16 protein-coding genes are annotated in these 14342 nt (G+C 62.2%); 6 read left to right on the top strand and 10 right to left on the bottom strand.

What is annotated here, in order from left to right; all coding sequences use genetic code 11:
• Positions 1-124 precede the first annotated feature (124 nt).
• Positions 125-784, top strand: coding sequence for a FadR/GntR family transcriptional regulator (locus WBB95_RS04520; protein WP_424486499.1), 660 nt, complete (start codon positions 125-127; stop codon positions 782-784).
• Positions 774-2039, top strand: a complete 1266-nt coding sequence (locus tag WBB95_RS04515; RefSeq protein WP_424486498.1) for a CynX/NimT family MFS transporter — start codon at positions 774-776, stop codon at positions 2037-2039. Before WBB95_RS04520 ends, WBB95_RS04515 begins: the two co-directional genes overlap by 11 nt.
• Before the next feature lie 3 nt (positions 2040-2042).
• On the opposite strand, the gene WBB95_RS04510 is transcribed toward WBB95_RS04515, so the two are convergent.
• The 10 genes from WBB95_RS04510 to WBB95_RS04465 all read right to left on the bottom strand — a co-directional run bounded on the left by WBB95_RS04510 (position 2043) and on the right by WBB95_RS04465 (position 11224).
• Complete coding sequence (locus tag WBB95_RS04510; protein ID WP_424486497.1) at positions 2043-2678, bottom strand: DUF1120 domain-containing protein; 636 nt, start codon at positions 2676-2678, stop codon at positions 2043-2045.
• Between the two features lie 107 nt (positions 2679-2785).
• Positions 2786-3409 carry a DUF1120 domain-containing protein gene (locus WBB95_RS04505; protein ID WP_424486496.1) on the bottom strand — a complete coding sequence of 208 codons (624 nt, stop codon included), beginning with the start codon at positions 3407-3409 and terminating at the stop codon, positions 2786-2788.
• A gap of 38 nt (positions 3410-3447) precedes the next feature.
• Positions 3448-4092, bottom strand: a complete 645-nt coding sequence (locus WBB95_RS04500; RefSeq protein WP_424486495.1) for a DUF1120 domain-containing protein — start codon at positions 4090-4092, stop codon at positions 3448-3450.
• 10 nt (positions 4093-4102) lie between these two features.
• On the bottom strand, positions 4103-5230 hold the full coding sequence (locus tag WBB95_RS04495) for a DUF1120 domain-containing protein (RefSeq protein ID WP_424486494.1): 1128 nt from the start codon (positions 5228-5230) through the stop codon (positions 4103-4105).
• An 11-nt stretch (positions 5231-5241) separates the two neighbouring features.
• Positions 5242-7692, bottom strand: a complete 2451-nt coding sequence (locus WBB95_RS04490) for a fimbria/pilus outer membrane usher protein (protein ID WP_424486493.1) — start codon at positions 7690-7692, stop codon at positions 5242-5244.
• Between the two features lie 125 nt (positions 7693-7817).
• Positions 7818-8564, bottom strand: a complete 747-nt coding sequence (locus tag WBB95_RS04485; RefSeq protein WP_424486492.1) for a fimbria/pilus chaperone family protein — start codon at positions 8562-8564, stop codon at positions 7818-7820.
• A gap of 2 nt (positions 8565-8566) precedes the next feature.
• Positions 8567-9193, bottom strand: coding sequence for a DUF1120 domain-containing protein (locus tag WBB95_RS04480; protein ID WP_424486491.1), 627 nt, complete (start codon positions 9191-9193; stop codon positions 8567-8569).
• Positions 9194-9275: 82 nt separating this feature from the next.
• Positions 9276-9899, bottom strand: a complete 624-nt coding sequence (locus WBB95_RS04475) for a DUF1120 domain-containing protein (RefSeq protein WP_424486490.1) — start codon at positions 9897-9899, stop codon at positions 9276-9278.
• Positions 9900-9938: 39 nt separating this feature from the next.
• The gene (locus WBB95_RS04470) at positions 9939-10562 is read right to left on the bottom strand and encodes a DUF1120 domain-containing protein (RefSeq protein WP_424486489.1); all 624 of its coding nucleotides are present in this window, start codon (positions 10560-10562) and stop codon (positions 9939-9941) included.
• Between the two features lie 38 nt (positions 10563-10600).
• Entirely contained in the window at positions 10601-11224 is a 624-nt protein-coding gene (locus WBB95_RS04465; protein ID WP_424486488.1) for a DUF1120 domain-containing protein, read from the bottom strand.
• A 407-nt stretch (positions 11225-11631) separates the two neighbouring features.
• Between WBB95_RS04465 and WBB95_RS04460 the strand changes: the two genes are divergently transcribed.
• The 4 genes from WBB95_RS04460 to WBB95_RS04445 all read left to right on the top strand — a co-directional run bounded on the left by WBB95_RS04460 (position 11632) and on the right by WBB95_RS04445 (position 14325).
• Positions 11632-12456, top strand: coding sequence for a response regulator (locus WBB95_RS04460; protein ID WP_424486487.1), 825 nt, complete (start codon positions 11632-11634; stop codon positions 12454-12456).
• A 188-nt stretch (positions 12457-12644) separates the two neighbouring features.
• On the top strand, positions 12645-13280 hold the full coding sequence (locus tag WBB95_RS04455; protein WP_424486486.1) for a response regulator: 636 nt from the start codon (positions 12645-12647) through the stop codon (positions 13278-13280).
• 261 nt (positions 13281-13541) lie between these two features.
• Complete coding sequence (locus WBB95_RS04450; protein WP_424486485.1) at positions 13542-14012, top strand: nuclear transport factor 2 family protein; 471 nt, start codon at positions 13542-13544, stop codon at positions 14010-14012.
• A 37-nt stretch (positions 14013-14049) separates the two neighbouring features.
• Entirely contained in the window at positions 14050-14325 is a 276-nt protein-coding gene (locus WBB95_RS04445) for a GIY-YIG nuclease family protein (protein WP_424486484.1), read from the top strand.
• Positions 14326-14342: the final 17 nt, after the last annotated feature.

Below are 14342 nucleotides of genomic sequence, written 5' to 3'. Positions count from 1 at the left end.
AATTTTACCAATCGAAAATTCAGTTCATTTCCCTGCCTCAAAACCCTAGTGCGTTGCCTTTGTAGGCAAGTCCGAATAGGCTGTAGGAAAATTCATCCTATGATTGGACGAAAGCGCAAAACACATGACAGACATCGCCCCCTTGATCAAACGCTCCCTGGTCGATCAGGCCCTGGAGCAACTGCGCCTGCGCATCAGCCAGGGCACGTGGGCCATCGGCGAGCGGCTGCCCACTGAGCCGGAGTTGTCCGCAGAACTGGGCATCAGCCGCAATACCGTGCGCGAAGCCATGCGCGTCCTGGCTTTTTCGGGCTTGATTGAAGTCCGCCAGGGCGACGGCAGTTACCTGCGCTCGATGACCGACCCGATGGGTGCGATGCGCGCGTTGTCTCATTGCACGATCGCCCAGGCGCAAGAGACGCGGCAGATTCTCGAAGTGGAGGCGATCGGCCTGGCGGCGTTGCGCCGTACCGAGGAAGACCTGAGCCGATTGCGTGAAGCTCTGGATGCCAGCGCCGCGCTGTACCACGGTGATCTGGAGGCCTATATCAGCGCCGACCTGGTGTTTCACAAACGCCTGGTCGATGCCGCGCACAACCCGGCGTTGAGTGAGCTGTACCAGTACTTTTCCAGCATCGTCGGTGCCCAGTTGCGCCAGACCCTGGACATCTCGCCACGTCGCCAGGCGGTGTTCGACCTGCACATCGCCCTGCTCGACGCCGTGCAACACCAAGACACGGAACGCGCCAAATCCCTTTGCCGGCAGTTGATCAATGAACCTTGAAGCCCAACGCAAAACCGAACTTGAAGAACTGTTGATCGACGCCGAAGCCGACGACGATGAGGTCCAGCACAGTCACCCGGTGGTCAGTCGCCCGTGGTTGCTGCTGTTGGGGCTGATCCTGGTGGCGTTGAACCTGCGCCCGGCGTTGTCGAGCATGTCGCCGTTGCTCAGCGAAGTCTCCAGCAGCCTGGGGTTGTCAGCGGCCAAGGCCGGTTTGCTGACCACGTTGCCGGTGCTGTGCCTGGGCTTGTTCGCGCCGCTGGCACCGCTCCTGGCCCGACGCTTTGGCGCTGAGCGCGTGGTATTGGGAGTTCTGCTGACGCTGGCGGGCGGCATCATTTTGCGCAGTGCCTTGGGTGAGGCCGGGTTGTTCGCCGGCAGCCTGATTGCCGGTGCCTGCATCGGCATCATCGGTGTGTTGCTGCCGGGCATCGTCAAGCGCGACTTCGCCAAACAGGCCGGCACGATGACCGGGGTCTACACCATGGCGCTGTGCCTGGGGGCGGCATTGGCGGCAGGGGCTACGGTGCCGTTGAGTCAGTATTTCGGCGGCAGTTGGGCTGTCGGCCTGGGCTTCTGGATTGTGCCGGCGTTGGTGGCGGCGCTGTTCTGGATTCCGCAAGTGGGGCACAAGCAAGGCGCCCATCATGTCGCTTATCGGGTCAAAGGCTTGCTGCGCGATCCGCTGGCCTGGCAAGTGACGTTATACATGGGGCTGCAATCCTCCCTGGCCTATATCGTGTTTGGTTGGGTGCCGTCGATCCTGATCGGGCGCGGGCTGAGCCCAACCGAGGCCGGGCTCGCGCTGTCTGGGTCGATCATCGTGCAACTGCTCAGTGCATTGACCGCGCCGTGGCTGGCCACCCGTGGCAAGGACCAGCGCCTGGCCATCGTGGTGGTGATGCTGCTGACCCTCGGCGGCCTGTTCGGCTGCCTGTATGCGCCGCTTGAAGGTTTGTGGGGCTGGGCGATTCTGTTGGGGTTGGGGCAGGGCGGCACGTTCAGCCTGGCGTTGACCTTGATCGTCTTGCGCTCGCGCGATGCCCACGTGGCGGCCAACCTGTCGGGCATGGCCCAGGGCATTGGCTACACGCTGGCGTCCCTGGGCCCGTTGGCCGTGGGCCTTTTGCATGACTGGACCGGCGGCTGGGGCGCCACCGGCTGGGTGTTCGGCGTGATCGGCGTGGGAGCGATCGTCGCCGGCCTTGGCGCCGGCCGCGCACGTTACGTGGCGGTGACCAGCGAAAAGGTCTGACGCCTACAGATAAAACATCTCGGTGGTCAGCGAACCATCAATGGGTTGCTCTTGAGTCAGTGTCAGCATTGAGGCGGGGGCGATGTAGCCGCGAATGTACAAGTTGCTGGTCAGATCACGGATCGGTACCGGCGCCAGCACTCCGCTGGCGTCGTTGCCGAAGCCAATCAAGTCAGACTTTAACCACCATGTATCGCTGCCGTTGGGCTTCTTCCAGGTCGAGCCGCCATCGCTTGACCAAATCGAGTACAAGGCCACGCCGTCAGCGTAAGCGTCCTGGAAAATGGCGTAATAACCACCGACCTTCTCCGAACCATTGATCATGCCCAGGCCAAAACTACGGGCTTCGATTGAGGAGCCTGTTCGATTATCTATTCCTCTGAGTGCAAACAGGGTCGACGCCTCGCAGTTGACCTTGAATTGCAGCAGCGCGTACGGCAGGTGCGTGAAAGTGTCTTGCGCAAGATCGCGAGCGGCGATTTTGCCGTAATCGACGTTACCGTCATTGCTCAGGCTTGGCGTACAGGCTGAGGGCACAATCAGGCCTTTGACGCTCAGGTCGACGCTGCTGGCCGCCCAGGCACAGGACGTACCGACCATGAGCAATGTGGCGGTAAGGACAGGAAAAAAGCTGTTCATCAAAAGGATGTTCCTTGTGGTGACTGGCCAGTGTGATTGGCCAGCCACGCGCAGTCAGTAGAGGCACAACAGCAAGCCCGGCCGTGCTTGAGTTGTGCCTGTGGGTGTTACAGGTACTTGGCAGTCAGCGTGATCGAACCGTCGATCGGCACTTCGCTAGTGAGGGTCAAGCCGCTGGCCGGGGCGATGACAGGAGAGAGGCGCATTTGCGCCACCAGCACCTGCACCGGGATCGGTGCGACGGTGCCACCGGTGTAGGCCGATACCAGGTTGCCGTCGCGCATATAGCCGGCAGTCGCCCACGTCAAACCGCCGTCCATCGAATGGATGGCATAGGCTGCCGCGCCATCAGCTACCGCTGAACGCAGTTGCACCCACATGTTGCCCAGCTTCTCGGTGCCGTTGATCAAACCGAGTCCGAACGTGTTAGCCCCATCCCAATAGGCTGAGCCCGCACGGTTGTCCTTGGATTCAATCGCCACCAGCGTCGAACCTTCACAGGTCACAGTCAGTTGTGCGTTCTGTTCGACCAAGTCCGTCGGCGAGTCCGCCTGCAGGTCCTTGACCGCAATTTTGCCCAGGTCAAATTCGCCGCCATTGGCAAAATTCAACTCGCACGCACTCGGTGTAATCAACCCACGCACATTCAGGTCGACTGAGGACGCGGCGTGGGCCGTGGTGGTGCCGGCCATAATCAGAGTGCCGATCAGGCAGGAAAGGGATTTTTGCACGGTGTTGCTCCTATCTAGGGAAAAGGGAATTTCAGGGGTTACAGGTACACAACTTCCAACGTCGCAGAGCCGTCCATCGGCGTTTCCACGCTGAGGTCCAGGTTTTGTCGGGCGTTGATGGTTGCTTCCAGCGTCAGGGTGCTGGTGAGGGTCTGGATCGCCGACGGGCCCGCATTGCTGCCGAGCACGTCGGTGAATCCAAGAAGGCTGCGTGAACCGATATCGATCGGGTTGAGGTTGGAGGTGCGCCACGCCAGGCCGCCGGTGGTGGACTCAGTGCCGTAGACCACCGCGAGGTCATCGACCACCGTCTGTTTGGGGTCAAAGCTCACCGAGTACACGCCGATCTTGTTGCCGCTGCTGTCCAGCCCCAGCCCGTAGAAAATCTCGCTGTTGACGTGGGCGGTGCCGTCCCGGTTGTCGCGCATGCGCAAGGCGTAGCGGCCGGCGGCATTGCAGTTGACGGTCAGCGTGAGGGACTTGAGTGGCAGACGCGTGCCGTTGGTGAGGTTGAGGTCGTTGCGCGAGATCTTGCCGAAATCCACCAAGCCGCCGCTGGACAACACCGGCGTGCAGGCCATCGGCGTGATCAGGCCGGTGACGGTCAGGTCGACGGTGGACGCGGCCTGCGCGGCGCCCGCCGACAGGGTCAAGGCCAGGCACGGGATCAATAGCGTTTTCATGGAAGTGCTCCTAGAGGTAGTTGAGTTCGAGGGTGGCCGCGCCGTCGAGCCGCACCTCGCTGCCCAGGTCCAGTGAACCCAGCGGAGCGATCACCGCCTCCAGGCTCGCCGTGGCGCTGAGTTGTTGAATAGGAACCGGGCCGCCGGTGCTGCCGGCGCTGGCGCCAAAGCCCAGATAGCGGCCGGTGCCAATGGCGAGCGGGCTGGCGCTGGCGCTGCTCCAGGCCGAGGTGCCGGTGGCGGAATCGGTGCGGTACAGCTGCGCAAAGCTGTCGGCAGTGACGCGTAAGGGGTCGAAGACCAGCCGGTAACGCCCGATCTTCTGTTGTCGGGCGTCGAGTCCCAGGCCGAAGGTAGTTTCGTCCGCAGGGCCGGTGGCCGAACCCAGGCGGTTATCCTGTAAACGCAGGGTGAATGCGGTCGGTGCGTCGCAGGCCACGCTGACGACCAAAGGCCGGTCGGGCAGCGCGGTGTCCTTGTCCATGTTCAGGTCCATCACCGACAACTTGCCGAAATCCACCGTGCCGCCGTTGGACAGGCTTGGTGTGCAAGCCGCCGGGGCAAAGCGTGCTTGCAGGCGTACTTCGCGGGAGCGGCCGGCGTTGATGGCGTCGAATACGCCGCTGGTGTCCCAGGTGACCGCATCGGTCACTCGCGAGGCTTCTTCCTGGGCCCAGGCCTTGGCTTCCACCTGCAGCGACAAGCTGCGCCCATTCACCGGCACTCCACCGCGCATCGGCACAATGCCGTGCTCCGGCCGCCAACCGAGTATTGCGCCGGTGCGGATAGCAGGCTGGCCGCTGCCGCTGAGCAACCCCAGTTCAACGGCCTGGCCGTCGAGCACGGCATCGCTGACCCGCAGGCTGTAGCTGCCGCGCTCGGTGAAGCGAAAACGCTCGGTGCCGCTCGCCAGGCCCCGATAGAAAAGGCTCATGTCGGTGGGGTTGGGGCAGTTAAGCGTCAGGCTCAGGCGCCGGTCGCCCAACAAGCGTTCGGTGGCGGGCATCGACGCGCCCGCGCGGTTCATCAAGCCGAAATCCAGCACCGATTCGCTCAGGTTCAACTGGCATTCCTCCGCGCCCCAGGCGTTGGCGCCCAGCAACAGGCTCAGCGACAGCAAGACGGGTTTTGAGCCCATGGTGAAAGTCCTCATGGTTGGCACCGCGCCGTTGCGGTTTCGTAGTACACCTGGGGGTCGCCTTTCTCAGGCAGGACGTAACTCAAGCGGCAGCGCGCCTGCCCCGGCACGCTGATCCACAGCGGGCGACGGTCGAGCACGTCGGGCAGGAACACTTGGCTGCCTTCCTGCACCAGCGTCACAAACTCACCGTCGTCGGTACTCACTGCGGCGCCACGCGGCAGCGCCTGGCCGTTGGCGTCGGTCACCTGAAGCAGGGCGCGACGGGTCAGGGCCACGCCGAACTCGACTTTGTCCACCGCGCCACGGCCTGCCGAAAGCACCGCCAAACCATTGCTGATATCGGCATTGCGCGGCAGCGAGCGGGTTTGCACTTCCACTGGGCTGCGCCCATAGGCGCTGAGTTGCGGCACTACCGCCTGGCCTTGCCAGTCGGTCCACACCGGGCCGCTGGGGGTGCTGACCTGGACGCCGGGCATGTCGCCGACCGACACCACCGCAAAGGTTTCGCGCACCGGGTACGGCGAAAACGTCAGGCCGTCGCCATGCAGCACCACGCCACCGCGCGCGCCGCCTTGATAGCTGGAGCGCTCGGCATTGTTGCGGGTGTAGTTGAGGTCCAACTGGCTGTAATACGGCAAAGCCGAGACGCCGAGCGACGACTCCACTTCCTGGTCGCGACTGTCGCGCTCTACGCCAACCCGATAGCTCAACTGGTCATTGAGCTGTTCGCTGAGCCCGGCACCAAGACGATGTTCGCCGCCGGCATTGCGCGCCCACAGGCGCCCGCGACGGCTTTCGCCCAGAGGCACGCTGATGTTCAGGTAAACGCTGTCATCGCTGCGCTGCCGGCCGCCGACCTGCCACTCGGCGCTGGCCGATACCGAGACCTGGCCGAAACTGGTGCCCCAGGACGCCAGCGCGCGGCTGCTGCTTTCACCGGTAAAGTTGGATGAACGCGAGATCCCGGCGCTGAACGCGCCCAGCATCGGGTGGGACCAGGAGGCCGTGGCGCTCTGCTGGTCGCGGTAGCGGGACTCGCGCTGTTCGCGGGTGTCGGTGGTGGTTGTGGAATCTTCAAGGTCGCGATAGTCCATCGAGCGCCAAGAGGTGGCGGTGGTAATCGCCCAGCGCTCGCTCAGCCGTTGGGACCACGACAGGTCTGTTTGCACACCGCGCTCGTTGCCTCGGCGGCTGGCCTGGGCCAATTGGCTGGAAAGCTGTAGCTGGCCGTCTTGCCACGGCAACCAGCCCAGGCTCATGCCGGCAGCGCGGTAATCCTCGGCCGCCAGCAACCCGGCGCCGACGCTGACTTGCGGGTGCAGGGCACCGCTCCAGCCACCGCTGACCACCCAGGGCTCGGCGCCTTCGCTGTCGCCAACCTTGCGCACGCGTCCGGCCGCCACCGAGTAACCCGGTGCTGGCAAGCCAAGGCCGAGCATGCCCGCCGGTACCGTGAAGCGGCGTTCTTCGCCGGTGGTTTCCCTGACCGTGACTTCCACGTCGGAGCGGCTGTTCAAGCGCCGCACATCCGTGAGGGAAAAGGGCCCGGCGGGGACCACGGTGGAATGAATCAGCGTGCCGTTCTGGCGCACTTCTACTTGGGCCGGGCTGTTGGCGATGCCGGTGATGGTCGCGCCCTGGTTCTGATCCTGCAGCGCCGTTTCGGTCAGGACCTGCGCGCCGGTGATTTGCGCGCCGGCCAGCACCGGGTTGTACAGGTTGATCTGCCCGGCCTGGAACACTGCCTGCTGTTCGGCGAAGGTGCGTTGGGCGTAGGCGTCCAGGTGCGTGGTGCGCGAGACCTTGTCCTGCCAGGTGCGCACTTGGCGGCTGCGCACGATCCAGTCGCCGGCGTTGAACCCGACCTCGGTATTGGCCGAGCCGAAGCGGCTGTTTTCGTCGCCATATTCGCTGTACAGGCCCGTGAGGTCGTAGTTGAGCAGGCCGGCAAAGCCGCCGGTCTGGTAGCCGGAAATGTCTTGCTCGGTCGGGCGGATGGCGTCGGTCGGCACCACCAGGGACAGGCTGAGGCTGGCCGGGTCTTGCTCGATAACGGTCTGTGGGTAGGTGTCGAGAAACCCATGGCACGCCGCGTCGTCAGCCGGTACGCGCAGCAGGCCTGCGTCCAGCAACGCCTGGTTGAAGCACAACGCGCCCTGGTCGTTGAACACCACGTCGACCCGGCCGCGCCGTTGGCCGTTCACGTTGAGGTTGAGGGCATGGCGCCCGGTGGCGAAACGCGGTGCCTCAAGCAGCAAGTTGGCCAACTGCGGGTCGATACCGCGCTGGGACAAGGTTTGCGGGTCGAACGAGCCGGCGGCTTCGTCGGCCAGGGATTTGGTGGTCGGCAACGTGCTTGCCAGGGTCAACGCCAGGCCCGTCAGCAGGCTGCGGCGCCCGCGGCGTGGTGAAACGCCAGGCAGGGCTTCGCCGTCGCGTTCAGTGGTTACTGTGCTCACAAGTCGTACTCGAATAATGGAGGCATCCCCGCATCGCTCCGTGGCGCGGGCAAGCTCCTGGTGACCTTCAATGAGAGGTCACTTCGTTATCAGGGCGCCGGAAACCAGTTCCTCCGGCGCTGCGATCAAAGGGTGATCGGTGCTTGGTACGGTTGCACGGCAAAGCCGTAGACGGTGGCCGGTTGCAACTGCACGGTGGTGGCCTGGGCCTGGCTGGCGGCCACGCTCAGGGTTTCACCCGGCAAGACATAGGTGCGTGGCAGCAGCGCCGAACCATTGCCGGGCAGCAACGTCAGTTCCTGAGCCAGGCGGACCACGTAGGGCGTCGGGTTATGCACGCTCAATTGCTGGTTCTTCAGGCTCCAGGCCAGCCCGGTCCACGGTGTGCGGTTCGGTGCCAGGCCCTTGGGGTGCACGATCACCGGCAGGTTCTGACGCACCGTCACACCCACCCGCGCATGGCCGGCCTGGCCAGGCGCGCGGCCTTGCGGCATGCCTTCAAAAATCACCCGTTTGAGGCGTTGAGTGGTCAGCGGCGTGGAAGACTGCAGGATGAAGCGGATCAGTTGGCTCTTGGACGGTTCCACCCGGGTCAGGGGCGGAGTGACGAACAGCAACGGCGCCGTGTCTTCGGGAATGTCTTCCAGGGTGACGTGCAGCAGCGCCAACTTGGCGTCGGTGTTGGTCACCGACACCGACGCTTCACCGTCAGCTTCATTGACGATCACCACGGAGGTGTCCGGCACCATGCCGTCGGCCAGCACCAGGTTCGGACCGAACAGGGTCAACGCCAGTGCACCGAAGTACAGGCAGGCGAAGCGGACAATGTTGAACGCCCGTGAGAAAAAGGCAAAACAGGGAAGGGGGAACATGACTACAGGTACCTCAGGTCAAGCACGATGGAGCCGTCCAGCGGCACCTCTTGGTCGAGGGTCAGGTAGGCGGCGGCGTTGATCGATGTTTCGATTTGCAGGGTGGCGCTGATCAGCCGATGGGGCTCGGGAACCAGGGTGCCGAGGGGCGCGAAGCCCATGTAGTTATTGGGATAGGCCCTGGATTCAGGAAACCAGGTCTGGCCCTTGTTGCTTGAGGCCAGCACCAGCACGCGCTGGTTGTCACCCATCGCGTCGAGCATCGCCAATGACACGGTGCCCAGCCGCTCATCCGGGGCGTGGACGTTATTGCCCAGGCCGTAGTAGAAGCCCGGGCCCAGTGATGATTCAGCACGGTTGTCCACCCCGACCAGTACAAACAGCACCGGCTCGTTGCAACTCACGTTCAAGTCGAGGTCCTGCTTGGGCAGTTGGGTGAACTCGTAGAGGTTCAGAGAACGAGCCGGGACGCGCCCGTGATCGACAATGCCGTTGGCTGACAACGTCGGTGTGCAGGCACTGGGGGTAATGATGCCCGTCAACCGCACCTCAACCGACGAGGCGCACAGGGCCGGGGTGGCGGTCAGGCAAAGGCAGAGCATCATCAAATGGCGTGAGAGCGAGTTCATGGTCGGGTGTTGGCACCGTGATTAAGGGGACATCCGTGAGAGCGACACTGGGCGCAAGGCACTGCGTTGCGCCCGCGTTGCGTTACAGGTATTTGACGGTCAGGGTCGCGGAGCCATCGATGGCCACTTCGTTGTTGAGGGTCAGGCCGCTGGCCGGGGCGATGATGGGACGGATCTGCAGGCTGCTGGTGAACTGCTGCACTGGAATCGGCGTCGTGAGGCCGTTGGTGGCGACTGAGAGGATGTTGTCCTGCTTGAAGTAATAGTCCCTGATCCAGGTCGATCCGCCATCCTGGGACCCGATCATCCAGGGCTCCACACCATCGGCGACGGGCTCGATAATGCGCACCTCCATACCGCCGAGTTTTTCTGTGTCGTTAATCATCCCGAGTCCGAACAGCATCGTGTCGTCGTCGTAGCTGGAGCCCACGCGATTGTCCTTGGCTTCCAGGGCCATCAAGGTCGCCGCATCGCACGTGACCGCGAGTTGCAGATGCTGGAACGGGAGTCGTGTTTCCTGATTGACATTCAAGTCCTTCGCGGAAATCTTGCCGATATCCGCGACGCCGCCATTGGACAGCGTGGGTTCACACGCACTCGGCGTGATCAGCCCGCGCACGGTCAGGTCGACGCTGGAGGCGGCGAGGGCATTGCCTGCGCTGCTGATCAGCAGGGTGGCGAACAGGGAATTGAGGGTCTTGCTCATGGTAGTGCTCCTGAATAGAGAGAGTTGAAAAACGGCCGCTTACCAGTACTTCAGCTGCAACGTGGCCTGGCCATCGATGGGGACTTCATCGAGCAAGGTCAGCTCGGTTGCCGGCACGATGATGGTGAACGCCCGCAACCGGGCGCTCAGGGTTTTCAAGGCGATGGGCGTATTGGGGCCGCCCATCGCCGCGAAGGAGGTCAAGGCCTCGTGCCCGAGGTAAGGCGACGGCGCCCAGGTGGCGCCACCATTGCGCGAGATAACCACGTCGACGGCAGCGTCATCCGCCATCGGGTCGAACAGCGAGAACGCCACACTGCCGATTTTCTGATTTTCCTCGGTGGTGCCCAGGCCATGGTGGGCGGGGTTGATGGCGGACGTGCCCGCGCGGTTGTCGACGGTGGTCAGGGTGAAAAAGGTCTCGCCCTCGCAATGCACTTCCAGGCGCATTTCAGCCGGGTCGAGCAAGGTAGGCTTGACCACCTGCAAGTCCTTGGCAGCCATTTTTCCGTGGTCAATCACACCGCCATTCGACAGGGTGGGCGTGCAGGAACTGGGAGTGATGCTCCCGGTGACACTGAGGTCGGTGCTGCTGGCAACGACAGTGGCGGGTGCACAGGCTGCGAGCAGGACGGCAAAGGCAGCGGAGTAAGTTCTGTCCATGAAGAAAATCCTAGTGAGTGGGCGGTTTCGGTCAGGGGTTAGAGGTACACCACGTCCAGCGTGGCGCTGCCGTCCAGAGGCACTTCCTCGGTCAGGGTCAGGGTTCGGGCGGGGGCGATGTAGGCGGAAATCCGCAGCTCTACCGTGACGTTGCGCAGCGCCTTGGGCGTGGGCGAGTCGCCGAATGCATTCCAATAGTCATGCCCCATGTAGCTGCCTGATGAGTTCACCAGCCAGGTTTCGCCGTGGTCGAAGGAGAACAAGGGCTGCACGGGGGTGTCCGCGACCGGGTTGAACACGCCTATCCCATAACTGCCCAGTTTCTCGCCGCCGTTGATCAGGCCCAGGCCGTAGTTACCGGACAGAAAAAAGTGCGCAGAGCCCAGCCGGTTGTCGCGGGCATTGAGGGCAAACAACGTCTGGGCCTCGCAATTCACGCTCAGTTGAAGCGAGACCGGTGGAAGCTCAGTGGAACGGTCGACGGCCAGATCCTTGGCCGCGAGCTTGCCGAAGTCCACTTGCCCGCCTTCGCTCAAGCTGGGCACGCAAGCGCTCGGAGTAATTGCACCGGTTACCGACAGGTCCACCGAGCTGGCAGCTAACGCTGCTGCGCAGTGGGCAACCAGCAGGGCGCCGGTCAGCGCTGCGAGTGAGTCTTTCATTTCAACAGGTCTTCCTGTGCAAGGGCGTTGGGGACAGATGTGCGCAGGGATATCGCCCGAGGTTTTTATGGTTTTGACGGGCATGCGCAGCTTCCCTGGGGAAAGCGGGAGGGAATTTAACGCCGGGGACAGTCGCTGGAAATGCAACTATTACGAATGACAGGGTGGCAATCCGACCGAGCACTGGCTGTGTGAGTCACGTCGTGGCGTGTCGGGTGCAAGAGGGTGTTGTCGTAGTTGTTGTATCGCTGTGGCCCCGGCATTCGGCTATTTTTTCGCGCTCTTTGATTTCCTGGGCTCCTCTATTTGGATTCAGGTGATCATCTTGCTGCGAACAGTTTTGCCGTGGTCGACGTCTTGCTCAAGCAGGCGGGCCGGTCGAGCTGATCGCTCTTGATGAGGGCGTTATGCCGGGCAACTATCCCATTCGAGGTTCGCGCAAGGCGTCGTCTGACGCGGCCCCGCCACAGCATTGGTGCCAGGCTCGGGTGCTCGTGGTGGACGACCATTGCACGTATCGATTGCTGCTGGGTTCATTGCTGGAAAAGCTTGGCGTGCCCCACCAGTGCTGTTGCGATGGCCGGCAGGCATTACACCTGTTGGCGGCGGAGCGCTTCGACCTGGTGATCAGCGATTGCCGAATGCCGGTCATGGACGGCTACACGATGACGCGGGAACTGCGCCGCCATGAGCGGGCCGCGGGTCTTCCAGCCATCGTCGTTCTGGCCATGACCGCCAGCCCTGATCCAGAAGACATCCGCCGATGCATGGCCTGTGGAATGGATGGCTGGCTGGTCAAGCCCATCGGGTTGGCGCAATTGTGCGAGGTGCTTCATTGCTGGTTGCCGCCGCCGCAGGCTGCCATCCGTGCGCGCACGTGTGTGGTTTCAGCCCCAGCGCGCCATAGCCGCTTTCCCAGCCGCGCCACGATGATCGAGGCGTTTGGTTCATGGGATGTGGTGGAGCCGATGCTGTTCAGTCTCATCCAGGAGGCTCACGCTGACCTGGCGGTGCTGATCCAGGCGCAGGCCAACCAGGATGCAACGGCGGCTGCGCAGCGCTTGCATCGGTTGGTCGGCAGTGTCGCGTTCCTCGGCGAAACTGGCTTGGAGAAGGCAGCGGTCGTATTGATCAATGCCGTGCAGGCGTCCGGGGTGGCGCCGAACCAGGCCGCCCTCGATGACTTTCGGCAAGACGTCGAGCGATATATTGATTACTTGTCTGAACTGTAAGTAATGAAGGATTTTATCTACCTGCCATGTAGTACTTTTCCACATGTAATTTCTCTTTATTGCGTAGGCATATAAGCAAGGCTATTTAAACCGGGGTTGTACACTGAAACAGTGATTTATTTCCTATTGTTACAAAAACACTATCGCGGTATTTTTGCCAGTCTCAAATTGCCATCATGGAAAAAACAATGATCCGCATCATTATTGCTGACGATCACCCTATTGTTCGTGTTGGACAAAAAGTGGTGATCGAGGCGAGTGGTAAATGCAAAGTGGTGGGCGAGGCTGATGGCCCGGATCAACTTCTGGAATTGGTCGGTCGCGTGCCCTGCGATGTGATCGTGACCGACTTCGCGATGCCCGGTAACCAGCAGGCCGACGGCTATGGCTTGTTGGGGTTGTTGAACCGTACATACCCCGGGCTGCCGGTCATTGTCGTGACCATGTTTGCCAACATCGCCACGCTCAGGGCCGCTTTCGGCCTCGGTGCGCGGGGCGTTATCGCCAAGAGCGCCTCGGCCAGGGAGTTGCCACAGGCACTCAGTACCGTGGTGCAAGGGCGCACGTTTGTCAGTGAGTGCCTGAGGGTGCAACTGGATCAGGCCTGCGTGGCCGAACCGACCCAGGCACCCACACTGTCAGGTAAAGAGCAGGAAGTCGTGCGCATGTTGGCCAGCGGCATGACGGTCAGCCAGATTGCGGCGCGCGTTAACCGGAGTATTTCCACGATCAGCAAACAGAAGAGCACGGCCATGCACCGGTTGTGTATTTCAACCGATGTGGATTTGTTCACTTACGCTCGGGATACCGGCATGGTGCCTTGAACTAACGCACGCGATTCAAGTGTGTTGAAAGTTGAGTGCTTAAGGGTTGTGTCGAGCGAGCGGAAGCGGGTAGTTGCGACTGTTTAATCCGCCAAAGTTGACCGTGGCTGGGTATTAAACCCCGAAAGACGGCGCAACTACGGGGGCGCGTCAATGGGTAAGCCGTCACACTCGCGGTATTTATAGAGCAAATGGTCATGGCCTTCCCCGCGTCCGCAGACTATCGTGCAGCCCGGATAAACGACCTTTCGGAGCCTGCCCATGAGTGACGCCCACGACGCCTTGATCACCGCTTTCTACCAGGCGTTTCAACGCCTGGATGCCGAAGCCATGGCCGCCTGCTACACCGAAGATGTGCTGTTCAGCGACCCGGCATTCGGCGAATTGCGCGGGCGTGACGCCGGCGACATGTGGCGCATGCTGACCACGCGGGCCAAGGACTTTTCCCTGACCTTCGACCATGTACGCAGCGATGACACCACCGGCAGCGCGCACTGGGTGGCGACGTACCTGTTCAGCGCCACCGGCAATACCGTGGTCAATGACATTGGCGCGCGGTTTGTATTTCGCGATGGCAAGATCTGCGAACACCACGACCATTTCGACCTGTGGCGCTGGTCGCGCCAGGCCTTGGGCATCAAGGGGCTGTTGCTGGGCTGGTCGCCTGCGCTGAAAAACGCCGTGCGCGTCCAGGCACTGAAAGGCTTGAAGGCATTTCAGGCGGGTCGTTGATAAGATTGGCACTCTTCTGGTGTGCATAAGTCGACCCGTGACTGAACCTTGCGAACCCAAACCCTGGTACGTCTACCTGGTACGCGCTGCGAATGGCGCGTTGTATTGCGGCATCAGCAATGATCCGGTGCGCCGGTTTGCCTCGCATCAAAGCGGCAAGGGCGCGCGCTTCTTTCTCTCCAGCCCGGCCGTGGCACTGGTGTACACCGAGCAATGCGCCTCCAAGGGTGAGGCGCTGCGCCAGGAGCGGCTGATCAAGAAGTTGAAGAAGAGCGCCAAGGAATGCCTGGCGGCGAGTGCTTCATTGATCTGACTGATGGGTTCCCATCA

This window comes from Pseudomonas sp. (assembly GCF_049645325.1).
Classification (GTDB): Bacteria; Pseudomonadota; Gammaproteobacteria; order Pseudomonadales; family Pseudomonadaceae; genus Aquipseudomonas.
Note: the sequence above shows the minus strand (reverse complement) of the source record. Positions and strands in the feature narration are given on the sequence as shown.